Below are 22575 nucleotides of genomic sequence, written 5' to 3' on the forward strand. Positions count from 1 at the left end.
AGGAGAATAAACTGGCTGTTAAATGGTTTGATAGCGGTCTCGCTAGGAGTCCATGTGTTGATATTTATGCATATGGCAGGAATTTGCAGGACTGAAGCTTTGACATATATTGAAATCGGTATCAAGGATATTTCAAAACCTGTTGAAAGGCTGATCCCAAGGCCCAGGACCAGACAAAACCCAATATATAAAATACCAAAAATGGATACAATCAATATTGCGAAACAAAATATACCCCCTATAAAAATTAACCGGGTGAAGACCAGTCTGTCAGATACTTTAATGGAAAGTATAAAAGTGCCTGACTTGCCTTTTGTACCGGAGCAATCCAATATCAATATATCGGATTTCAAATCTGACAATGTATCTGATTTTTTAACAAAAAATGATTACTTTGACATGTTAAGATTAAAAATAGAAAGCAATAAAAAATATCCTGATACTGCACGGTTAAAATATATTGAAGGACGGGTAGAGATAAATTTTATTATAGCCAAAGACGGCCGGATATCTGATTTAAAAATTGTCAAGCCTGCAAGGCACAACAGCCTGAACAAGGCGGCATTAAAGGCGGTAAAAGATTCTGCTCCTTTTTCTGTGCCGCCGTCAAACCTGTTTAAGGAATCACTTAAAATTGAAATAACAATTGTTTTTGAAATAACATGATTTTATTTGGTATTCAAGAATACAAAAAAGATTGGAGATCATCACGGCCAAATGAAACTGATCAAGCCGGTATTGTTTCGTTCCTGTCCAAAGGAGCAGTACTTATTTTATACATTATCACCTTCTCCGTGTCTGTCCCCAAAATATCAAACTCTATATCGTAGATTTTTTTAAGATTTTTTTCATCAATAATTTTCTCTACAGAGCCATAATCTATGATTGTACCGTCTTTTATCAATACGATTTTATGCGAAAATTTGATGGCATCATTTGGGTCATGGAGGCTCATAAGCACTGTTAAATTTTTCTCACGAGCTATGTCTCTAACAATGGTTAATACTTTCACTTTGTTTTTAATATCCAGATGAGCTACAGGTTCATCAAGTAATAAGATCTTCGGTTCTTGCATTAGGGCCCGGGCAATAAAAGTAAGCTGACGTTCTCCGCCACTGATTTGGGTATATGGTCTTTCAGCAAGTCCCGATATACCTAGTTCGGATAGTATCTTTCTGCCTTTTTGATAGTCTTCCTGTAAGGGTGATGAAAAAATGGACAAATAGGGTGTCCTGCCCATGACGACAAGATCAAGCACTTTATACGGAAAGCTGTTCTGATGATCCTGCGGCACTCCTCCGACAATTTTGGCCAGTTCAGATGACTTAATTGTAGATATTAGTTTGCAGTCAAGATAAATACGCCCTTTTTTCGGATTCAGCAGTCCATAGATAGATTTAAGAAGTGTGGTCTTCCCTGACCCATTAGGTCCCAGGAGGGATACAACTTCATTTGGTTCTATTTTTAAATTTACGTTCTTGATCCCGGAATGGTCATTATACATAAAGTGCAAATTATTTATTGTTATCAATTCCAGCCTCCTGCAACCTTTCGAAGGAGATAGATAAAGTATGGGGCTGCGACCAATGTGGTAATTATACTTACCGGAATATCATAGGTGGTTAATGTTCTGCATAAGGTGTCAGTTATAAGAAGCAGACTGGCGCCAAGGCCAGCGGAAGCCGGGATAAGATACTTGTTATCCGGGCCTATCAGGCTTCTTGCCATATGGGGAACAATCAATCCTATCCAGGCAATTATTCCGGTTACTGCAATTATCGAGCTGCACATCAATGTGCTTAAGGCGATTACTATCAAGCGATCACGATTAATGTTTACCCCCAGCAATTTGGCATCGTTGCTACCCATGGAGAGCACATTAAGCCTGTAGCGCATTAAATATAATATGGAGAAACCAATAACCAGCCCCGGTAAAGCCATCAGGATATCGTCCCAGCAGGATTTATGAAAACCACCCATCATCCAGAAGACAATTCCGGAAAGACGGTAAGGATCCGAGGCAAGCTTAATGATCGAAAGCAGGGCAGTAAATACCCCGGCTACAATAACCCCGGAAAGCACAGTAGTCACCGTGGAGAATTCACCCCTTACCCTGGCTAAAGAACATGCAAGACCAACAGCTATAAAACTGAAAACAAGTGCTGAAGCGGGAATCAGATACATGCAGTTGGGCAAGAATAACATTGCCAGGGCAGCCCCGAATGCCGCCCCTTGGGATTGCCCCAAAATATATGGGGCAACAAGGGGATTACGCAAACATGATTGTAAAGAAGCCCCTGCCACTGAAAGCGCAACCCCGGCCATCATGCATAAAATAATCCGTGGCGCTCTTATATTAAGCAGAACAAAAAAATCCTCCGAAGAAAGAGAGGTGATAGTCAAAGAATATCTACCCAGAAACAATACCATTAAAGCAATCGGAAAAGGTGACAAGGTTAGATAAAAGCTGTTGGTTTTGATAGATGCATTCACTTCATTTTGCTCCAAATTGATTTCAAATCGACTTTGATTTAGTTTTCCTCGTCATGGAATGTAAATCTCATACTTATCAACAAGATCGGTAAAAAAATTATTAGCGCCGTACATTACCCGGAATATTTCGTTTCCTTGTTTTTCAATATCCAGATTTCGAAAATGATCCGGATAGGCTGTTTTAGCTATCTGCATAATATTGATCACAGTGGTTGAAGGATACCAGCCGCACCAACCGATTATAACATTATATACTCTCTTGTTTTTAACCGCTTTTACCTTCTGCCATTGCTGGTAATCAAGAAGTTCCCGAGGTGATATCCTGCTTAAAATATGAACAAAGACGATTTCTGGTTTCCAGATCATTACTTGTTCAGGATTTAATTGATACCAGACCTCACTGTTTTTAACTGCTGTATTGACTACACCGGCGGTATCCAAAGGATCGGGATGCCCATTGGCACTAATTGCACCGGGGACCATTGCCGATACTATGATCCCCTTACGTCTGTTGTCTTTGGGGATTCGGTCGGTAAAAACCGTTATTCCCGAAAGCTTACCCTCCAAATACTGTACCAGATAATCGGCTCGTTCCTGCTTATTAAGTATTCGGCCAATCAAGCTTATTAATTTAAAAGAAAATTTTCCCTTCCCGGCAGGAGGATTAATCCTTACACAAACGACAGGTATCCCTGTTCTTTTCTGTAGACTGTCGGCCATATCAGCCCGGTTGGCATCACCAAAGATAATATCAGTCTTCAGTTTGACCAGTTCTTCCGTGTTCACGGCATCCATCATCCTTCCCGTGGCAGGCAAACTCATAATCTGTGGAAACAATTCAGTAAAAACAGGGTCCGCCTTCATACTGCCGTCTATCCCCACAATCTTATTTTGCTCTCCAAGGGCAAATATTGTCCGGGTGGCTTCCGGCCACAAACTGACAATACGATTAATCCTTGCAGGTATATGCACGGTTCTGCCCGCCTGATCCGTAATTATAATTTTTTCGCTTTCCGAAGAATGTGCCACAAAAGGCAGCAAAGCTGCTGCCAGCATGAATACAACCATCATCCCGGCAGCCAAAACCACGTTTTTAATTGTCAATTGCTTTGGTTTTATTATGGTTCTCATTTATTTTTATCTTTGTTAAAAAGGTCCGGCTTCATTCCCAGTCCTTTAATAATTCTGCATGTAAGAGGGAGCCGGTCGCTGTATTCCAGGTTATAGACTGTTTTAGTAACTATCTCTGAGGATTTCATACCCTTAAATTGCATTCTCGGTCTGTGCACATGGGGTCCCAGATGGATAGCCCTGTTTGCGCCGGCCATAACCCATATAGGCAAGAACTGCGGGTCATTCATCATTCCTCCAAAAGAAATGTCAACATCTCTAAGTATCAATCTGGCTACAGCTCCTACCTTAGCCACCTCCATTGTTAAAGCAGTCTTGTGATTACTCATTCCCGCTCCCGGTATCGGTCTGAGACCGGTTACAGGAAAATGGCTTAAGTTCTGAAAGTTGTTAAGCCAAAAAATATGATCAACATAATTTTGATAACTGCTGCCCAGGCCAACCATCATGACACTTGTCAAGCCAATACCAACTTCATCAATCTCACTGGCAAGTTTCTTTCTGGCATCCAGACTGTCTCCTGGCTTAGTTGCAGCAAAGACCTGCGGGTTACAGGTTTCAAGGGAACAACAGATCTCTTTTACCCCTAACTCCTTTAATTCAATCAGATCATCCTTACAAAGAGAAGGCCCGACATTTATCCATATGCCTAGATTATTGTCAACTTCTTTTATTGCCTTTACAGCCGCGATTATTTTTGTTGAAGCATCGTTTGCTCCGGTACCTCCGCCAATTTCCACCATTTTTACATGACATTCGGAAACAAACTTTGCAGCTAAGCGAACTTCCTGAATGGTTAACGGTTCGGAAAATGATGATTTTCCATCCTTCAACGACCTGCTGCAATATTTACACGGGGGATCAATGGTGCAATCTGTCAATGTGCCGATAAACCCGTCGAACTTGAAAGTATCCCCCACCTCTTGACCTCTTACCTTAGAGGCTGTTTTAAAAAGCGCCAATAATTTGTCCATAGTGGTTGCTTCATTTAAAAGCAGCAGCGCCTCTTCAGGGGATACGGATTCTTTTTCTGCTTTGGTTAATATCTTTTCATACATTGTCTTATCTCCTTTTGAATGAATTAAAATTTTACGGTTAATGATGCACTAATCAGACGTCCCGGCGTTTTATATAAATCCGAGATATCGTATCCCTTATCAAGCAGATTTTCACACTCAAGGCTGAACTCCGCATGTTTAAAGATCTCTTTTGTGATCTTAATGTCAACAGTCCAGTAATCATCCAGCCTTGTTTCTTCTGAATTTTCTTGGTCAACATACATCTCATCCGTATAACGCAGCCGGACATCGGCTTTAAACAGATCAGGATTATTATAAATTACTCCCAAACTGAATTTGTTTTCAGGGGTATAAGAAAGGTTATTTCCTACTACTGACTGATCAACGTCATTTTTTTCAATAGTGGATTCATTAAAGGTATAGCTTGACTGGCATGATATTTCATCGGTGATATCATACCGCAACTCAGCCTCAATTCCACGCATTTGCACTTCGGAAATATTGTCAAATTGCACTTTATTTACCCCAATGGTGCGTGTACTGATAAAATCATCACCCTGAGCTTCATAAAGCGTGAGCTTAACTAAAAGATTATCAAAAAAGTTGTGGTCCAGGCCAACCTCGTATGAGATCATGGTTTCCGGCTTAAGATCGGGATTACCCCAAATTTGCTTGGGGCCACGAAGCATATATGTATACAGGCGAGGCAGGCTGGGAGCCTGAAAAGCTTTGCCAATAGATGCTCTCAATGTTGTGTTTCCGGTAGCATGATAAACAAGCCCAAGTTTTGGATTAAATGAATCCCAGGACTTATCATCGTAAGAAATATCTATAGGGTTTAAAGGATTTGTGTCAATGAGTGAACCGTCATAGCTTTCAAACCAGTCCTGACGTGCTCCCAGATTAACCAGGAAACTATCATTGAAAAAGGCTGCTTCATCCTGCAAATAGAGGGAATAATAACGCTGTTTTCCTTTAGTTTGATCAAACCGGACTACTGTTTGGTAAACTCCCTTTTTATCAATACCGCTTTGCTTAAACTCAAATCCTGCGGTTAAGATATTCCATTCAACCAAAGGATATGATGCCTGCATTGAAGCTCCGTAGGTCGGCACATCGAAATCCTCTACTAAATTGAGGTAATTATAGAAAGGAGGTTTGTCAAACTCAACATCCCAATCTTCATTATGTATGTAGGATACAAATCTAAGCCCCAACCCGTTTTTTATATCTCTGTTAAAGGTGATATTTCCTCTGTTGATCTCACGATCAAAGTTTGAATATTTTGTGCCCCTTCCTATGTTGGATTGAGAATGCGACAGGTTAAGTGAAAGAGTGGAAATTTCATCGAAATCATAACTTAAACGAGAGTCAAAATTGCTGTTCTCATAATCATTCATGATATTATATGGTTGCTCCTCTTTGGCAGCCACGTAGCCATCCGTAGTTGCATATTTCCCGGATAACCCATAGCCGAACCGGCCATTTTTCCCTCCAACATTAAAATAGGTTGATCGAGTATTCAAACTGCCGTAGCTAATCCTTGCAACCGCCTCAAAAGGTTTTTCCGGTTTTTTAGTAATAAAATTAATTACACCGCCCATGGCGCTTGAGCCATACAGACTTGAGCTGGGGCCACGGACAATCTCAATCCTTTCTATATTATCGGTTGGTATCTGACCCCATTCAACCCAACCGTGCCAATTACCATTAACAGGCACGCCATCAACAAGGATTAATGTTTTGCCCTGATCGCTAACTCCTCTCAAGCTAACCTGGCGGCCACGACTATCACAGCGATGGCTGCCCATTATGTCAATTCCGGCGGTATTTCTTAAAAGCTCGTCAGCGGTGTCCGCAGTTGACCCTTTTATCTCTTCCTGATCAATAATTGTTACACTGGCCGGCGCATCTTTTAAGGATGATTCCTTACGAGTAGCTGTTACCACAATATCATCCAGCCGGACCGTGCTTGCATCTTCCTGTTTCTGGTTTGCCAAACAAACCGTGTTTAATAAAAAGAGTATGCTCGCACATAAAATAATGACAATCTTATTCATCAATCTCCTCCTTTAATCATTTTGTCAGTACAATAAAGATATTTCCCAGAACCGGATGCATTGACGAGCTATTACCACAGTGTTATAAGGAGGGTGTAAGCTCCTGAATATACGGGGCTTCCCCGGAAGACAGCATGTTTCTTTGATCGGATACTGTGCTGTCTTCCTATTTTTATCTTAATTTTGTACTTTGACAGTTTTTTATAATTTGTTATGTAAAATCTCCCAAATAAAAAAAGCCAAGAGTCCTAAATAGAATTCTTTCTATCAGGCCTTCTTGGCTTATATTCAAATCTTGATCTTAAATTTTAACTACTGCAATTTCGATTGCAATTTTCAATGATCATACTTTAATCTGATACCCCTTGTCAAGGACAAATCCAGGGCAAACACGGTAAATTTGTTCTTCTTGAATAACTCCAGATTTGGGTTGACAGGTTTGCTTTGTCATTGTATTAACATTGGCATTGGCAGAAAATTGCATCTATAATTAATAGATTGCAATAAATGACATCAAGAAGGTGTTTGTAGTAATGCAGCAAATTGTCAGAAAATTCTGACAAAAAGCACTGATAGATAATAATAAATTTAAAGCCATGAAGGCTGACAGAAGTTCTGTTTGCCTTCATGGCTTTTTTGTTTTAAGCAATGCGGGCTATTAAATAGCTAAGATATAAGAAAAGGAATAAAAAAAATGATGAGGAAAAGAAAAATATTTATAATTATATTGATAATATTCGGGCTTGTCTCTAATAATTTAACCTGGGCAGATTATCAAAATCAACAGGAAGTCATTAAGCTTAAGGAAATTGTTGTAACAGCGCAGGTGGAAGACAGGAAGTTAGTGGCAACTCCTGCCAGTATCAGCCTTATAACTGCTGCTGAAATCCAGGAAATGGGAGCAAAAACCATTGCCCAGATTATTGAAAATATTCCAGGTATGGTGCATGAAAATTCTACCAGAGACTATATAACAGTTCGGGGTAATAGAAGTTCGCAGTCCTCAGGGGTTCTGGTACTTGTAAATGGTGTTCCGGCAAATTCAGGAGTGAGCGGCTATACTGAATATGATGCTATCCCTGTATCTGATATTGAAACCATTGAAGTTTTACGTTCATCAGGAAGCATTATCTATGGTCCTGATGCTGCACGCGGTGTCATTAATATCATTACAAAAAAAGGAGAAAGCAAATCTCCTAAAACACGGATTTCTGCCACCTATGGTTCATGGGATACCAAGGAAGTATCTGCCGGTATAAGCGGCGGAATTAATAAGTGGAATTATGCCTTTGGAGCCTCTTTTTTGGACACAGACGGATACGCAGATGATAATAAAAAAAGAGAGGCTGTGCGCATGGATATAGGATACAGTTTTTCAGAATCAACTGATATTAGTTATAATATAGCCTGGCATGAAGTAGATTATGATACAATCTATGGCAGGACAAAGTGGCAAATTGATAACTTTCGGAATGATTCCATATTCCCCACATCAGCAACTAATGACACATTGATTCATTATCGGGAAAACAGTGATGAAAGTCTCTCGCAGAGCCTTAAACTCTCGCACAATGCAGAGAATTTTTTCTTAACCGGCTTTCTCTGTTACGATGATACTGATCATGTTTATGATTATCTGAAGTACCGGCTGAATCCTGCTTACAATAAGACCAGCTCCTACTATGATTACAGAGAGGACAGAGACCAGAAAAGAAGTTTAGCACGACTTTTTGGGGGATATCATTTTGATTTTGATAAAATTGCTTACACACCTGCTTTTGGTATTGATTTTGAAAAAACAGATTTTGATCAGAAAAAATCATATCCATGGTCACCTGTGCCCAATTCAGCTTCACAACTAACTGCCATTGCCAAAGGTGATCTGAATACACAAAAAAAGAGACTGGGAGTTTTTACAAGTAATGAATTCCTTTTTGGAGAAAAATGGGAGCTTAACTTAGATTTAAGGTTTGATAATGTCAAATACGATATTAAAAACGCACAGCCTAAACATGTCAGCAATGAAGACAGTGACTACAGCTGGAAGATAGCACCGGCATGGCATCCTTGCCCGGATTCAACAATTTACACCTCAGTGTCAAAATCGTTCTGGTATCCTGTTCTTATTTATTACAACTATGCCATGCAATATGGTGACACTGAAAACAGACCTGAAGATTTAAAACCTGAAGAATACCTTACCTTTGAACTTGGATACAAACATTATTTTAATTCAAAGTTAAGCCTGGCTCTTGCAGGATATTATATGAAAACAGAAGATAAATATTTATCGCTTTATGATGAGTCTGACTGGAAAGGCTATCAAAATGTTGGAAAGGCAGAACATAAAGGAATTGAAATAGAAGCGTCAGGACGAATCAATTCTCTCATGGGGTACCGTTTCTCAGGAGCATGGCAGGATGTAAAATGGGATGATGCAAATTTTAGAGCATATGTTTGGGGTGCAACTCCTGCTTCCGATACCAGACAGAATGTTGACATATCAGGCAAACAGGTTCCCCAAATTCCTGAGTATACAGCATCCTTTGGTCTTGATTTTTATTTTTGGGATTATTTCAAACTCAGTAATGACGTAAATTATATTGGCTCGCGCCATATTGATGTATTGAATCGTTATAAAACAGATGATCATTTTACTTTTGATACAATGCTATCCTTTACACGGAAAAATTATAAATTTTGGATTCTCGGATCAAACCTTTTTAATAAAGAATCTGAAAGTATGTTTAACGAGACAGGAAAAAGAAATGCTGATGGTACACCTGCTCACCTGTATTATCCGGTGGATGGCAGGTATATTGAAGCAGGAGTTACAATAACTTTCTAATATGACACGTTTTATTACAAAAACAGGTTTTAGTTTGATAAGTGTTTTTATATTGTTGTGCCTGAGTGTTTCAGGCACAACAGCAGTTGGTCAGACAAAAATTGTTGAAATCCAGGATGCCAATGGGAACTTTGTACAAGTACAATTGCCGGTTCAAAGAATAGTAGTCTTAACATCTGATGCTTTAGAGATTGTATGTGCTCTTAAAGCAGACAACCTTATAACAGGTGTATTTACCGGCATTTCAAGAGAAGCCCTTTTTGAAGCCAAATTAAAGCAAAAACCAAAAGTCGGAGACTGGAGAGAAGTTAATTACGAACTTTTGGCTGAGTTAAAACCTGATATTGTATTATGTTATGCACGATCTCCAGGGAAAAATCTTGAAAAAAAACTTAACCCATTTGGTATTAAGGTAATACGGCTTAATTTTTTTAAACTGGAAACTTTAGATCAGGAGATAAAAACACTTGGTTTGATTTTAGGAAAAGCAGAGCAAGCAGAAGCGCTTATAAACTGGCATCAAAACAGGCTTCAGTTTTTACAAGAAAAATTAAAGGGGATTAAAAATCCTCCTGATATCTATATTGAAGGAGATTCCAGATATCATACAGCAGGACCCGGTTCAGGCGGAGACAAAATGTGTACCCTTGCAGGCGGCAATAATATTGCAAAAAATCTTTCAATACCTTATCCGGAAATAACCTGTGAATGGATTTTAAAAAACAACCCGGAGGTGATTATTAAAGTAGCCACCCGCGGTTCCTATAACATCAAAGCCAAGAACATCAAAACAGATATAAAAAGCAAAACCAGACTGGTTGCTTTAAAAACAATACAGGAAGAAATCATGGTACGTCCTGCCTGGAATCATATTCAGGCTGTAAAACAGAAAAGAGTTCATGTAATAACAAATGAAATCTGGGCAGGTCCCAGAGCTGTAATCGGAGCAAGTTATTTGGCAAAGTGGTTTTTCCCGGAAAAGTTGAAACATTTTAACCCTGAAGAGATCCATAAAGAATATATTAATAATTTCCATAATATTAAATTCCAGGGAAAGTATGCATACTGAAAAAATATATACAGAGTATAAAAAATTTAATGCGAAAAAAGTATTTTATATACTTATTTTTACTATAATTTTAGGAATTATAGCTTTAGGAGCACTTTTGCATGGACCATCATCCATTGGATTTAAAAATTCATTTACAGCGCTTTTTAAAGAAACCGGCATTGCCAGTGCAATTGTATGGGAGCTCAGGCTGCCTCGTATCATTATGGCAATTTTAACAGGATGCGGGCTTTCCATTGCCGGAACTGTATTCCAGGCAATACTTAAAAATCCCCTGGCATCCCCCTATACTCTCGGTATTGCGTCTGGTGCCGGATTTGGCGCTGTGCTTGCAATTATTTTTGGAGGCAGTTTGTACAGTGAATATCTTATTGCAGGATCAGCCTTTTTCTTTGCCATGCTCTCTTCTTTAATTATTCTTTCAATTGCCAGATTAAAGGACCCAAGCCCTGAGACCATGATACTCGCAGGTATTGCAATCATGTTTCTCTTTTCCTCTTTAAGTTCTTTTTTCCAATACATTGGAACAATGGAACAGGTTCAGGAGATTGTATTCTGGTTCTTTGGATCACTTTCAAAAACAGGCTGGAAAGAAATTAGTATTGTCTCTGTTATGATATTTGTTCCCATACCTTTTTTAATAAAATCATCATGGAAATTAAATCTTCTTGCTACAGGGGATGAATCTGCAAAAGCTCTGGGCGTTAACACTACAAAGCTCAGAATGCAGGGAATGATTTTTGCCTCTTTAATAACATCTGCCTGTATATGTTTTACAGGTGTAATCGGCTTTGTAGGACTTGTGTCGCCTCATATAGGCAGAATGCTGGTCGGTTCAGATCATAGATTTCTAATTCCAACGTCTGCTTTGATCGGTACCATCCTTGTTCTTGTTGCAGATACCTTTGGCAGAATATTATGGGCACCCCAGGTCATCCCCATAGGGATTGTCACTTCATTTATCGGAGTTCCTTTCTTTTTTTATTTATTAATAAGGCGAACAAGGGGGTACTGGTAATGTTGAAAGTTCATGGGTTAAAATTTAAATACAAAGACAGAGATATACTTAAAAAAATAGAAATTCAGATCAATAAAGGGGAAATCTTAAGTATTCTGGGACCTAACGGGACTGGTAAAACAACCCTTTTAAAATGTATTGCCGGGATAATAAAACCTCAAAAAGGCTCTTTTTCCATTGGCAGCAAAAATATGTCGCATATTAAAAGAAACAGTCTTGCCAAACAAATTAGCTATGTTCCCCAGAGTTCTCCCTCAAAATTTCCCATTACTGTATTTGAAGCTGTTCTGATGGGAAGAAGCCCTTATATTATGTGGAGACCATCAGAAAAAGATTTAAAAATCGTAGTAAATGTTCTCAAATTTCTTAAACTTGAAGAATTTGCTTCAAAAAATTTTGATCAGCTAAGCGGAGGAGAAAAACAAAAGGTTTTAATAGCCAGAGCAGTGGCACAGGATACTGAGTATTTGCTCATGGATGAACCCACCAGCAACCTTGATTTAAAACATCAGATGGAAATTATGGAGGTAATTTCCAATATGGTCAAAACAAAAAATGTGGGTGCTGTTTTTGCAATGCATGATCTGAATCTTGCATCCAGATTTTCCGATAGAATAATAATGCTAAGCAGAGGAGAGGTGTTTTGCACAGGCAGGCCTGAAGAAGTTATAACCATTGAAAATATAAAGAGAGTTTATGGGGTTAATGCAACAATAAAAAATAATAATGGTATTTTGTATGTATTCCCGGATAAGCCGGTTAATAACAAAAATAGTAACTTGATTAATAAACCACCTAATAATCAGGCACACTCGGAAGTATTCTATGATTCTAAAATAAAACGATAATTCAAATAAAAGGAAAAAAACAATGGATTGGGATGCAGTTAAAAATGATACCTATTATCGAGGCAGAAAGCTTGAAAGCGATGCAAGAAATGATTCAGACATGGACAAATGGGAAGAATATGCAGAGTTAAAAATTCTTAAAGGAAGCCATACCCTGGGAATTAACGGATACATGAATGCAGCTGCTTTGTCAGAAGCGGGCAAAGATATTGATACAGCAGTATCTTATTATGAAAAAGCTCTTTCAACAGCTATCAGGGTTAAATATAAAGATCTGGTTGTTATCCTGGGTTATAAAATTGCATTGCTCCATGAAAAGAGAAAAGAATGGGATAAATGTATTGCTGTGTATGAACAGGTTGCAGAATTTTGTGACATGCAGGGGGAACATTTTCTGGCAGCAGATGCCTATGAGCATGCAGCAGAGATGACAGTCATGTCAGGAAAAGATGCAGCAGATTATACAAAGCCTATTGATCTGTGGGAGAGGAACATCGTTCACTGGGAAGAAGAAGATCATCTCCATGATGCAGTATGGAGCAAAGAACATATTGAACTTTATAAAAAAATGATTGGAATAAAAAAATGATTGGAATACTATTTCACGGAGCTGAAGTAATTGATTCAGGGTGGGCAAAAAAAATCATAGATGCCATGGAAACCCTTGATGATGTGCGCTGTGTACTTGCAGGCACCATGGGGCGCACTGCAGTTATTGACAGCGGACTTAAAAAATTTGAATTCTGGGGTAAAATGCCGGGTGAATCTCTTGGTAAACTTGCAACAGAGGCAGACAATATTATTCTTGCAACTTCAAGCAAATCAGAGGAATCTGCCACGACTTTCGGAGGCATGGTTGTTAAACATGCAGATGTGGTAACTCCAGTTGTACAGGTTGAATGCAGTAATCCCTTTTATGTTGAATGGGTAGAAGGAATTTCCCCTGCAATCATAGATATGTTGAAAATAATGGGAATAAAGCAACAACCAGGCATAGAAATAAAAGAATCTGTATGGGAATCTGATGGAAAAATATTCAGAAAAATGACAACTGCCAAACCCAACGACTTTATACTTGTAGATGGAATCATGGTTGGCAGAGCAGAAAAGGCCAAAATTATTTTTGTATGCAAAAACGGTCACATAATAGATATTCAGGGCTGCAAAATTAAACAACATGGAATTGAGAAACTGGATAGATTTGGCAATCTTGATATTAAAAAAGCCAAGCTTGCATCAACATTTTCAATACGCGGCACTGAAACCGTACCACGGATACAACCGGTAAAAGGCAGCGGGGTTTCATTTATTGACCATGCCGGAATGCATGTATATGATCTTGCTCACAATGTGGAAGGGGTTGTTACAGTGGGAGATGATACTACCACTGTGGTTGCAGATATCCTATACAGGAGTCAGATACCTGTTATAGGCATTATTGACGGAGACAGAGATACAATTCTTAAAAACCCTCATTACACGCCTGGTTCAGTATTGTTTACTGTACCGGAAGACGATGAATTCGGCTTAAAAGTCTTTGATACCATTTTCCAAAACAATCAAAGGCTTGATGCAAAATTTGATGAAGTGCTTGCGCAGACCGAAAAGCTTGCAAAAGGAATTTTAATTGAAAAAAGAGTCTTATCTATGGATGGTAAAAGGATAGGAGTACCAGATAAAAGCCAAGCATTTTTTTAACCACGGTAAATTTGTTATAGTGAACAACTCCATGAGAGGCTTGGCTATTCCGAGTCATTTTCAAATAATCAAAGACAGCACGCGTGTTTAAAGGTAGTTGGCGCATTTTTTGAGCAACACTTTTTTATTACCAGGGCTGTAGAAACCTTTATCAAAGCTGCAACCTTTCAAATTAAAAAATTTATTTTGAGCTGATTCAACCATTGATACCGCTATTTTGTCATCAGTTTCTTTTTCCATCACCCGGTGATGCAGGATCAGACCATACTGATCTTCCAAAATACAAACCCGCAACCCTAATTGTGTGAATGATCATGGGCCTCATGATTCCTGTGATCATGATCATGAGGCCCATGTGTATCTGTATGATCATGGATTTTCTCTCCGTCATGGCTATGGCTGTGTTCGTGGTCATGTGCATGGATATGGTGGTGAGGATGGTTATGTTCCTTACCATCGTGCTGATGGAGATGATCATGCTCATGGTCATGGTCGTGCTTGTGACTGTGCTTGTTGAGGTTGACTTCCATTGTATGTCTCCTTTTTATTAAAAATTTCAATAAACAAAAACTTTTGCGTTTCAGAGTGTGATAATGGGATCAACTATTTTTTAAGTATAATTGCGTTACTCATGAAAATCAATTTTTAATTTGAGTTATGACAGCAGCTTCCAAATCGTCCAGAAGCCTTTTCAGGTCAAAACCATAAATAGCCGACACACTGTGAATGGTTTCAAAAAGTGACTTGCAGCAAATGCACTCTCCTGCAAGCAGGTCGTATTTCTTAAATACCGGCAGGGTTTCCTTATATGCTGCCACAACATCAAGGACTGTCATTTCCGGATTGATGAGTTGCCGGCCACCATTTTTCTTATTGCACATTATACTCCTTTAATACCTTTTCCAGAGCCCGAGGGATATGCGAGATAATTTCGCAAACCTGAGTGGCAGGGGTCGGTTTGGCATTAAATCCGGCAACCCGGTTAACTTTTGCTGCAATTTTTGCTGCTTTTGAAATTGGTATTCCTGTCCCTGCAAGGGCAGTGACAATGCCGGTAATTGTATCCCCCGTCCCTCCCATGGCTTCCATGGCTTCGACTATTGGGTTGTCTACAGAAAAAATGACACCACTTTTATCTGCAATATAGTCTGTTGCCCCTTTTACGAGCAAATTTTTTGCTGCATTTCCATGCAGGTACGCCCGGCTGATAAGATCAGGAACCTTATTGTCATCGTGTAAGATAAACCCCCGGGTGTAAAATGGGTGTGGTGCGGTTTCATCAGCAAGAAACGAAAGCTCTCCCACATCCGGTGTAAAAAGGTCATAAGATTGAGCCTGACCGCTCATCTTGGCAGCATACATAAAACCGGCGTCTGCTATCAATACTGGTTTTTTTTTCAAATCATTCAGCATGAACAGAATCCGGTTATGCCAGTCTACATCCGGCTGAAGGTAATGGAATACAATGGTATGGAAATCAATTTGAGACCTGTTTTCAACCAGGTATTGATACAGGTCGCGGCTGCCGTCGCCAAGTCCGATATCCCCTGCAATAAACCCGGTTATATCCTTTGGACCCAATACCTTCAGAGTATTGACCATAGCGCCTAAAAGCGCCGGGGTTCCCCGGTTCACCTGGACATATCTGCCATCAATTCTGAGCCTGTTTTCAACCATATCCACTTTGCCAATAGTCAGGGGAAAATCCGGGTCCGGTACTGTGCCTACCACTGCGAGCATTTTTTCTGCATCTCCTTAAAAGCAAGTCCAAGGGCATAGCCACAGAGGGTATGCCCGATGTCCAGGGGATTGGGAGCCTGTGCCATGGTTTTGCCCACAAGCATGAAAGCAAGATACGGCACATCCGGGCAACCGCCTCCGGAAACATTGACGATCAATTGGGTACTTTTTTCAACAGTGATTTTCATATTGGCAGCCCTGATCATGAGAAACTCTCCAAAATCTTTTATCTGAAAAAGGTCTACCGGCTGGAGCAATGGATCGGTTACAGGAACCGTCTCAATCGGCGGGATCCCTTCCTTTTCAAGGAGCCGCAGGATATTGAGTTCCTGGATCAAAGGAAACTCAATCACGAGATCACACCCGCTTTGAATCTCCGGCGGCGGACCCATTACCCTGATTTCCCAGTCATTTCCCAGTAAAACTTTTTGGGCAGCAATGACTTCGCTTGTATTTTCAAACACAAGGATACCCAGTTCTGCCCGGGAAAGATGATGCTGTTTTTTTTCTTTGAATAGTTTAAATTTAAACAAAATGCCCTTACGCCATTAATCTTTTACAATTGTAATTTGGTATTCATCACCTTGCTGCCGAATATCAGTGACATTGTATTTTTTGCTTTCCGCAGCCCTTGAGACATTCTCTTTTGAAGCATCCGTATCCACAAGCATAATTATCTCTTTTTCATTGCCTGATTTAATGGCTTCCATAAACATTAACACTGGCTGAGGGCATGAAAACCCTCTTGCATCAATCGTTATACTCACGGCTATACTCCTTTGATATTTTTTCTCATTGTAAATCCGATAAACAGGCAGACGATAAGCCCGACTGCTACAGCAGCAATTCCATGGGGGCCAACACCTTTAGGAGAACTGGCCAGTCCGAAATTATGAGCAATGGCAGCCCCCATAATCATTCCCAGAACAAAGACGGCGGCATCACCATCCCCTTCACCCGAAAGAAACAGCTGACGTCCGGGGCATCCTCCTGCCAGGGCAAAGGCAAGGCCTGCAAGCACCATCCCTGCAAAATTCCAGACCTGCATAGTATGGGCAACCGGCTGCCCTTCAAACCCGGGATTAAACTGACCCAGAACAAAATTTGTAACAAATGCAAATAGTACAAGAGAAATCAATCCTGTTAACAGATGAATATGGCGAAATAAAATCAGATCCCGAAAAGCGCCCATGGTGCAGAATCGGCTTCTCTGGGCTGCAAAACCTACCACAAGTCCGATCACAAGGGATATAAATAATGGTGCATGCATGGCCCCGGGACCTTTAAGGCTGTATAACAAAACCCCGCTTTTATTTTCTCCTGCCACCTGGGGGTAAAGAAACATCAGGCATAAAAAACCCAGCATGATAAGTGGGAAAATCAGGCCGACACTTTTATGGGTTGCCTGGCTTCTGCCCAGGTTGTACCCGTTTTTTAAAAAAAGAACACCGATCCAGATCCCCCCTGCCAGTCCCAGCAGGCCAATAATGGCATTGCCATCCCCACCGGCAAGGCGAAGCAGGGCACGCCAGGGACAGCCTAAAAAAACCAGGGCCCCGATCATGGCAAAAACACCCAGAACAAACCTGGCAATGGGTGCAGATCCGCTACGGGGTTTAAATTCCTTAAAACTTAACGCAGCAATTAAAGAGCCTAAAACAAAGCCAATAATCTCCGGACGCATATATTGCACCACGCCTGCCCTGTGAAGTCCTAAGGCTCCTGCTATATCCCTTTCAAAGCATGCCACACAGATCCCCATGTTTCCCGGGTTCCCCATTTTTTGCAAAACCCCTGCTAAAATACCGATAACCGCGCCAACACAAATAATACCCCATCGGCCGGCAAAAAAATTCTTAACCATATTATTTCATCCTTTTAAAAATATTTAGTATAATTCAACTCACTACTCGCTTGGGCATCTTTCCCACAGGTTGTTTGGAAAGTCCAATTGATAATTAATATATAAAAACCGGCTTCCATAGAAGAAGTCAATACAGCTATGATATTTCTGTTTTTAACAGGACTTTAATTCGACATCCTTTTTTCATCAGTTAAATCCGGGCTCTGGTTTTTCTTTCTTCTTCATTGTAAGTATGGCAGGCCTGCCAGGTGAGATCCACCACATTGGCTCTGGATTCTTCAAGGATTTTGAGGTAAGATCGGTTCATCGTGTCAAATATACTTTGTCAGTTAAATTCAAATTTTACAGGAATTTTAACCCACATTGCTTCAGGCACGCCATTTTTTTTACCTGGTTCAAAGAGCCAGTTTTTAACAGTTTTGAAAGCCTGGTTATCAAGGGATTTATACCCGCTGGACTTAAAAATCTTTAAAGAGTTAACTTTACCTTTTTCTGAAACCAGCACAATTAGTTCGACTGTTCCCACGTAGCCTCTTTTTTTAGCGATAACAGGATAAACAGGCAAAGGGTTTTTCTTGTAAAGCGGTTTTGCAAATTCAATATAGGCCTCTTGCTGTTTGATATTTTCTTTTTTTCGAGGAATTGTTTTTTTAAAGGTTGCAGGCTGCACTTGAAAATTTTGCTTTTTGACCGCTTTGATCGGCTTTGCTTCAACCACTTTAACAGGATTCGATTCTTTCTCTATCACTTCTTTTTGTTTTACCTTTTTTTCAGGCTTAGCCAGATCTTTTTTCTTAAGAATATTATTGGTTTTCTTTTTCGGGGTAATAGATATGGTTTTTTTGGGATTTGGTATGATTTTTTCTATTTTGTTTATTGAATGGGTTTCTTTTACAGGTTTATCTGGTTTAAGAGATGTTTTTTCTATTATAGGCTGTCTATGGGAGAGGGTGACCAAAACCGGTTTGATTTTGGGGGGTAAAATTTCATTATTTTTTTTTATTACCGAAGGAACTAATACCATAAGAGCAATATGGAAGCATAGGGCAATTAAGGCAGATAGTATAATACGGCTCATTTTGAAATTTGATCTTCAGGGTCAGCCTGCAGAGAAATTTGATTCAATCCGGCCTGTCTGATTCTGTCTAAAACTTTAAAAAGATGTTGATAGGAAATACTTTTATCTGCAAAAAGAAGAACGTTTGTTTTTTCTTCTTTTTTTGCCTTCTGTTCAAGAATCCGGGTTAAATGTTCCAGGTCAACCAGCTCTTTGTTGACAAAGATTAAGTAGTCTTTATTTATGGTAACTGACAGAATTGTATCTTTTTCAGAGTTACCAACAGAGGATTCAGGCAGAGTGACGGGCATGCCTTTGTGCACGGCCATGGACAGCATGGTATAGATAAACACAACCAGAAGAAGGAAAACAACATCAATCAAAGGCAGCATTTCGATCCTGGGTTTATTATTTTCAGGTAAGCGTATTTTCATTTTTTGCTTCTAAGATGATTGTTTTTTTCAAGCAGGATCTGTTCATAAACAATTTCAAAGCTGGTGGCATATTTTTCCATAATTCCTGCTGCATGCTTGGTTCTTGCGTTAAAGTAGTTGTAGGGAAAAACGGTTATGATGGAAATAGATAAGCCTGTTGCAGTTGTTATCAGGGCCTGGGCAATACCTGCCGTTACAGCCTGGGGGTTTTCAATCCCTGATGTTCCCAGCATGTCAAAGGAATTGATGATGCCCATAACAGTACCCAGTATGCCCATAAGCGGGGCAACGGTTATCATGGTATCCAAAACTCCCATAAATCTTTGCATCCCATTGATTTCGTCTGCGGCTGATGATTCCATGGCCTTGATCAGGGAATATTCACGATGAAGGATCCCGCTTATAATCATTCTGATGACATAATTGTGTGAGCCCGATGCCTTTTGGCGGACAAGATCCCACTCCCCTTTCCCTGTAAGCTTTAAAACTTCATCTAAAAGTTTTTGATTTCTCTGCATACCAATCTCAATCCAGAAAAATGTCCGCTCAATGATAATGGTCAGAGAAATAATGGAGCACAACAGCAAAGGATACATGATGGGCCCACCATTATTAAATATTTCAATCATAAGATAGGATTCTCCTTTTGATTTAAAGCATTTTGGCTAACAAGAAAAAGACAGGGTCTTTTTGACACAGGGTTTTTTTGAATTTTTACTGTTGTTTGGTAAACTTCCTGGATTGATTCTTCCGACAGGACCTGTTCACAAGTCCCGGTTTGATAAATGGTTCCATTTTTTCCATTGAGCAAAACAAGCCTGTCAGAATATTCTGCTGCCAGGTTTAAATCGTGAATCACCATCAGTACAGAGATAGAGAGCGTTGTTTTAAGAGAGCTTATCAATTCAAGAATTTGAATCTGGTGCGTTATATCAAGATGAGATGTCGGTTCATCAAGGATCAGAAGCATGGGTTCCTGGGTTAAAGCCCTGGCAATGGCTGCGAGTTGTCTTTCCCCTCCGCTTATTTCATTGATGGGGGCGTGCGCAAGTTTTAAAATACCGGTCAGCTCCATATATTTATGGGCCAGAGCAATGTCTTTGGCAGTTTCAAAGAATTGATATTTTTTAAAAAAAGGAAGCCTTCCTAAAAGGACATATTCTTCAACACTCATGGAAACAGGTTCAGAGGATTGCATGACAACTGCAATATGCCTGGCCAATTGCTTGTTTGACATGGTTTGAATATTTTTACCTTTTATATAAATATTTCCTTTTTCAGGCTTGTTTATCTTTGAAATGATTTTTATCAGGGTTGTTTTCCCACAGCCATTAGGGCCGATGATTGAAATGAATTCACCCGGATCTGTTGAAAAACTTATATCTTTTAGTACATTTTTTTCGTGGTATTTGAAGCTGAGGTTATCAATGAAGAGAATCTGGTTCATAGGGTCACCTGCTTTCTTGAAAGCACCCAGATGAAAATAACTCCGCCGATGATGCCTGTTATGACACCTACAGGAAGTTCAAGCGGGGATATGACAACCCTTGCAATCACATCACATAGAACTAAAAATGCAGCACCGGCCAGAAATGAACTGATTAGAAGTATTCTATGGTCCGGCCCTGCTATCATACGCATGAAATGAGGAACAATAAGGCCTGCAAACATGATGATGCCGGCAACAGATACGCTTAATCCCGTTAAAAAGGATGCAATGATAAATAAAAACTTTTTAGTTCTTGTTGTATTGACACCCAGATTTGCTGCTTCGTCTTCACCCAGAAGCAGGGCATTTAAATCAAAGCAGAAAAAATACGAGACAACAAGCCCGGCAAGGGAGCCGAAAAGCACCATTTTTATTAAAATTGTGTTGGGTTCATCAAGGGAGCCCATGATCCAGAGAACAATATTTTGAAGATCATCGGTTTTTGAGACAGCCATGAGCAGCATGACCAGGGAGGAGGCAACGTAGGAGATCATAACACCTGTTAAAAGCATCCTGTTGGACTTGATGTTTTTTGTATTATTGTTCAAATAATAAACAAGAAAAATAACAAGACTTGCTCCTAAAAATCCTGAAAGGGGATATGCGATAATGCCTATTTTGCTGTAAAAACTAAAAACTATATTGATGCATACACCAAGAGACGCTCCTCCTGAAATGCCAAGGGTATAAGGTTCAACCAGGGGGTTTTTAAAAATTCCCTGGAGCAGGGCGCCGGCAAGGCTTAAGGCCCCGCCGATTGAAAGGCCTAATATGATTCTTGGCAATCGTATGCCTAAAAGGATACTGTAATCACTAGTTCCTTTGCCATAAAAAAGGATATGGGGGATGTCTTTTAATTGGATGCCTGCACTGCCCGTGCATAGTGCCAGAAGACTCACGAGAATGATCAGGGCCATGAGGATGATTAAAATAATGGACCAGTATTTTATCTTGTTTTGTTTCATTTTTTTATATCAGCTCCGGATTTTCAATCGTGGGTTTTAAGTCAATATTAGGATGAATTAAAGATAAAATCTGTTTTAAGCCTTTTACAAAGGTAACAGGAGTCGGGCTTAAGATAAGTTCAGGATCCAGAACATAGATCTGGTTTTTTATGGTGGCATTTAAAGAAGTAAATTTCATCCATCTTTGTTTTTCAATCTCTCCGGCTTTTTTATCTGTTCCCATGGTTGCAATTAAAATAACATCCGGATTTTCCTTAAGGACTTTTTCCCTGCTGTATATTCCTGATTTTTCATTTTCAGCAATATTGATTCCACCGCCATATTTAATATATTCATTGATAAAGGTGTCTTTATTGGCAGAATGCAAGGGTTTCATGCCGATCTGGATAAATACCTTTTTTTTAGGAAGACCTGCTGTTTTCATTTTAATGGCTTCAACCTCTCTTACAGCAGCTTCTATTATTTTTTTTGCCATATCTGTCTGCCCGAGAGCCTTGCCGATTGTCATTGTGATCTCACACATTTGAGGAAAGGTTTGTGGGTTTTGGATTTTAGTCACTTTTATTTTCTGATTCTGTAAGATTTGTATTTGTTTTTCCCTTGAAAGCGGGCTTGCAATAACAAGATCAGGGTGCAGGCTGATAATTTTTTCAACATTCATCTGGATAACCGATCCTATTTTTTCTTTAAATTGGGCTTCCTCGGGTGAATTACAATAGCTTGTATTGGCAATCAGCAAATCCTGGGCATTTAACAGATATATGGTTTCTGTGATAATGGGCGATAATGATATGACTTTTTGGGGGCTGATGGCAGTTGCCCGGGGGGGTTGCCGATCCAAA

The 22575-nt window shown here is 39.7% G+C and carries 24 protein-coding genes and 1 pseudogene; 8 read left to right on the plus strand and 17 right to left on the minus strand.

Annotated features, from left to right (window positions below):
• Positions 1 to 54 precede the first annotated feature (54 nt).
• Complete coding sequence (locus QAI40_RS04790) at positions 55 to 666, plus strand: energy transducer TonB (protein ID WP_299976627.1); 612 nt, start codon at positions 55 to 57, stop codon at positions 664 to 666.
• A gap of 61 nt (positions 667 to 727) precedes the next feature.
• Here QAI40_RS04790 and QAI40_RS04795 read toward each other — a convergent pair whose 3' ends face one another.
• The 5 genes from QAI40_RS04795 to QAI40_RS04815 all read right to left on the minus strand — a co-directional run bounded on the left by QAI40_RS04795 (position 728) and on the right by QAI40_RS04815 (position 6703).
• The gene (locus QAI40_RS04795; protein ID WP_299976630.1) at positions 728 to 1531 is read right to left on the minus strand and encodes an ABC transporter ATP-binding protein; all 804 of its coding nucleotides are present in this window, start codon (positions 1529 to 1531) and stop codon (positions 728 to 730) included.
• Positions 1528 to 2430, minus strand: coding sequence for a FecCD family ABC transporter permease (locus QAI40_RS04800; protein WP_299976701.1), 903 nt, complete (start codon positions 2428 to 2430; stop codon positions 1528 to 1530). The genes QAI40_RS04795 and QAI40_RS04800 overlap by 4 nt, the downstream gene beginning before the upstream one ends.
• A 114-nt stretch (positions 2431 to 2544) precedes the next feature.
• The gene (locus QAI40_RS04805; RefSeq protein WP_299976632.1) at positions 2545 to 3624 is read right to left on the minus strand and encodes an ABC transporter substrate-binding protein; all 1080 of its coding nucleotides are present in this window, start codon (positions 3622 to 3624) and stop codon (positions 2545 to 2547) included.
• Positions 3621 to 4682 carry a radical SAM protein gene (locus QAI40_RS04810; RefSeq protein ID WP_299976635.1) on the minus strand — a complete coding sequence of 354 codons (1062 nt, stop codon included), beginning with the start codon at positions 4680 to 4682 and terminating at the stop codon, positions 3621 to 3623. Before QAI40_RS04810 ends, QAI40_RS04805 begins: the two co-directional genes overlap by 4 nt.
• 23 nt (positions 4683 to 4705) lie before the next feature.
• Positions 4706 to 6703, minus strand: coding sequence for a TonB-dependent receptor plug domain-containing protein (locus tag QAI40_RS04815; protein WP_299976638.1), 1998 nt, complete (start codon positions 6701 to 6703; stop codon positions 4706 to 4708).
• A gap of 694 nt (positions 6704 to 7397) precedes the next feature.
• Here QAI40_RS04815 and QAI40_RS04820 point away from each other — a divergent pair.
• The 6 genes from QAI40_RS04820 to QAI40_RS04845 are packed head-to-tail and all read left to right on the plus strand — an operon-like array spanning position 7398 to position 14184.
• The gene (locus tag QAI40_RS04820; RefSeq protein ID WP_299976641.1) at positions 7398 to 9551 is read left to right on the plus strand and encodes a TonB-dependent receptor; all 2154 of its coding nucleotides are present in this window, start codon (positions 7398 to 7400) and stop codon (positions 9549 to 9551) included.
• A 34-nt stretch (positions 9552 to 9585) separates the two neighbouring features.
• Positions 9586 to 10620 (plus strand): ABC transporter substrate-binding protein, encoded by a 1035-nt coding sequence (locus QAI40_RS04825; RefSeq protein ID WP_299976644.1) that lies wholly within the window; start codon positions 9586 to 9588, stop codon positions 10618 to 10620.
• A complete protein-coding gene (locus QAI40_RS04830; protein ID WP_299976647.1) occupies positions 10610 to 11638 on the plus strand; it encodes a FecCD family ABC transporter permease in 1029 nt (342 codons plus the stop codon). Before QAI40_RS04825 ends, QAI40_RS04830 begins: the two co-directional genes overlap by 11 nt.
• Positions 11638 to 12486, plus strand: a complete 849-nt coding sequence (locus QAI40_RS04835; RefSeq protein ID WP_299976649.1) for an ABC transporter ATP-binding protein — start codon at positions 11638 to 11640, stop codon at positions 12484 to 12486. Before QAI40_RS04830 ends, QAI40_RS04835 begins: the two co-directional genes overlap by 1 nt.
• A gap of 22 nt (positions 12487 to 12508) precedes the next feature.
• A complete protein-coding gene (locus QAI40_RS04840) occupies positions 12509 to 13075 on the plus strand; it encodes a hypothetical protein (RefSeq protein WP_299976652.1) in 567 nt (188 codons plus the stop codon).
• A complete protein-coding gene (locus QAI40_RS04845; RefSeq protein WP_299976654.1) occupies positions 13072 to 14184 on the plus strand; it encodes a DUF2117 domain-containing protein in 1113 nt (370 codons plus the stop codon). The genes QAI40_RS04840 and QAI40_RS04845 overlap by 4 nt, the downstream gene beginning before the upstream one ends.
• Before the next feature lie 114 nt (positions 14185 to 14298).
• Here the strand turns inward: QAI40_RS04845 and QAI40_RS04850 are convergent.
• A pseudogene (locus tag QAI40_RS04850) lies at positions 14299 to 14487 on the minus strand (ISNCY family transposase); the annotation flags it as partial.
• 11 nt (positions 14488 to 14498) lie between these two features.
• On the opposite strand from QAI40_RS04850, the gene QAI40_RS04855 reads away from it, so the two are divergent.
• Complete coding sequence (locus tag QAI40_RS04855; RefSeq protein WP_299976656.1) at positions 14499 to 14735, plus strand: hypothetical protein; 237 nt, start codon at positions 14499 to 14501, stop codon at positions 14733 to 14735.
• Positions 14736 to 14822: 87 nt separating this feature from the next.
• Here QAI40_RS04855 and QAI40_RS04860 read toward each other — a convergent pair whose 3' ends face one another.
• The 11 genes from QAI40_RS04860 to QAI40_RS04910 form a co-directional block, all read right to left on the minus strand.
• Complete coding sequence (locus QAI40_RS04860; RefSeq protein WP_299976657.1) at positions 14823 to 15065, minus strand: hypothetical protein; 243 nt, start codon at positions 15063 to 15065, stop codon at positions 14823 to 14825.
• A complete protein-coding gene (locus QAI40_RS04865; RefSeq protein WP_299976659.1) occupies positions 15055 to 15924 on the minus strand; it encodes an NAD(P)H-hydrate dehydratase in 870 nt (289 codons plus the stop codon). Before QAI40_RS04865 ends, QAI40_RS04860 begins: the two co-directional genes overlap by 11 nt.
• Complete coding sequence (locus tag QAI40_RS04870; protein WP_299976661.1) at positions 15909 to 16457, minus strand: putative Se/S carrier-like protein; 549 nt, start codon at positions 16455 to 16457, stop codon at positions 15909 to 15911. Before QAI40_RS04870 ends, QAI40_RS04865 begins: the two co-directional genes overlap by 16 nt.
• 15 nt (positions 16458 to 16472) lie before the next feature.
• On the minus strand, positions 16473 to 16691 hold the full coding sequence (locus tag QAI40_RS04875; RefSeq protein WP_299976663.1) for a sulfurtransferase TusA family protein: 219 nt from the start codon (positions 16689 to 16691) through the stop codon (positions 16473 to 16475).
• A 2-nt stretch (positions 16692 to 16693) separates the two neighbouring features.
• A complete protein-coding gene (gene yedE, locus QAI40_RS04880; RefSeq protein ID WP_299976665.1) occupies positions 16694 to 17788 on the minus strand; it encodes a YedE family putative selenium transporter in 1095 nt (364 codons plus the stop codon).
• A 325-nt stretch (positions 17789 to 18113) separates the two neighbouring features.
• The gene (locus QAI40_RS04885) at positions 18114 to 18866 is read right to left on the minus strand and encodes an energy transducer TonB (RefSeq protein ID WP_299976667.1); all 753 of its coding nucleotides are present in this window, start codon (positions 18864 to 18866) and stop codon (positions 18114 to 18116) included.
• Complete coding sequence (locus QAI40_RS04890) at positions 18863 to 19279, minus strand: ExbD/TolR family protein (protein ID WP_299976669.1); 417 nt, start codon at positions 19277 to 19279, stop codon at positions 18863 to 18865. Before QAI40_RS04890 ends, QAI40_RS04885 begins: the two co-directional genes overlap by 4 nt.
• On the minus strand, positions 19276 to 19908 hold the full coding sequence (locus QAI40_RS04895; protein ID WP_299976671.1) for a MotA/TolQ/ExbB proton channel family protein: 633 nt from the start codon (positions 19906 to 19908) through the stop codon (positions 19276 to 19278). The genes QAI40_RS04890 and QAI40_RS04895 overlap by 4 nt, the downstream gene beginning before the upstream one ends.
• Positions 19905 to 20726, minus strand: a complete 822-nt coding sequence (locus QAI40_RS04900; RefSeq protein ID WP_299976673.1) for an ABC transporter ATP-binding protein — start codon at positions 20724 to 20726, stop codon at positions 19905 to 19907. The genes QAI40_RS04895 and QAI40_RS04900 overlap by 4 nt, the downstream gene beginning before the upstream one ends.
• Positions 20723 to 21733 carry a FecCD family ABC transporter permease gene (locus QAI40_RS04905; RefSeq protein ID WP_299976674.1) on the minus strand — a complete coding sequence of 337 codons (1011 nt, stop codon included), beginning with the start codon at positions 21731 to 21733 and terminating at the stop codon, positions 20723 to 20725. The genes QAI40_RS04900 and QAI40_RS04905 overlap by 4 nt, the downstream gene beginning before the upstream one ends.
• Positions 21734 to 21737: 4 nt before the next feature.
• Positions 21738 to 22575 (minus strand): ABC transporter substrate-binding protein (locus QAI40_RS04910; protein ID WP_331520619.1); only part of this gene is annotated, 838 nt, incomplete at its 5' end.

Source organism: Desulfobacula sp. (genome assembly GCF_030611305.1).
Lineage (GTDB): Bacteria > Desulfobacterota > Desulfobacteria > Desulfobacterales > Desulfobacteraceae > Desulfobacula.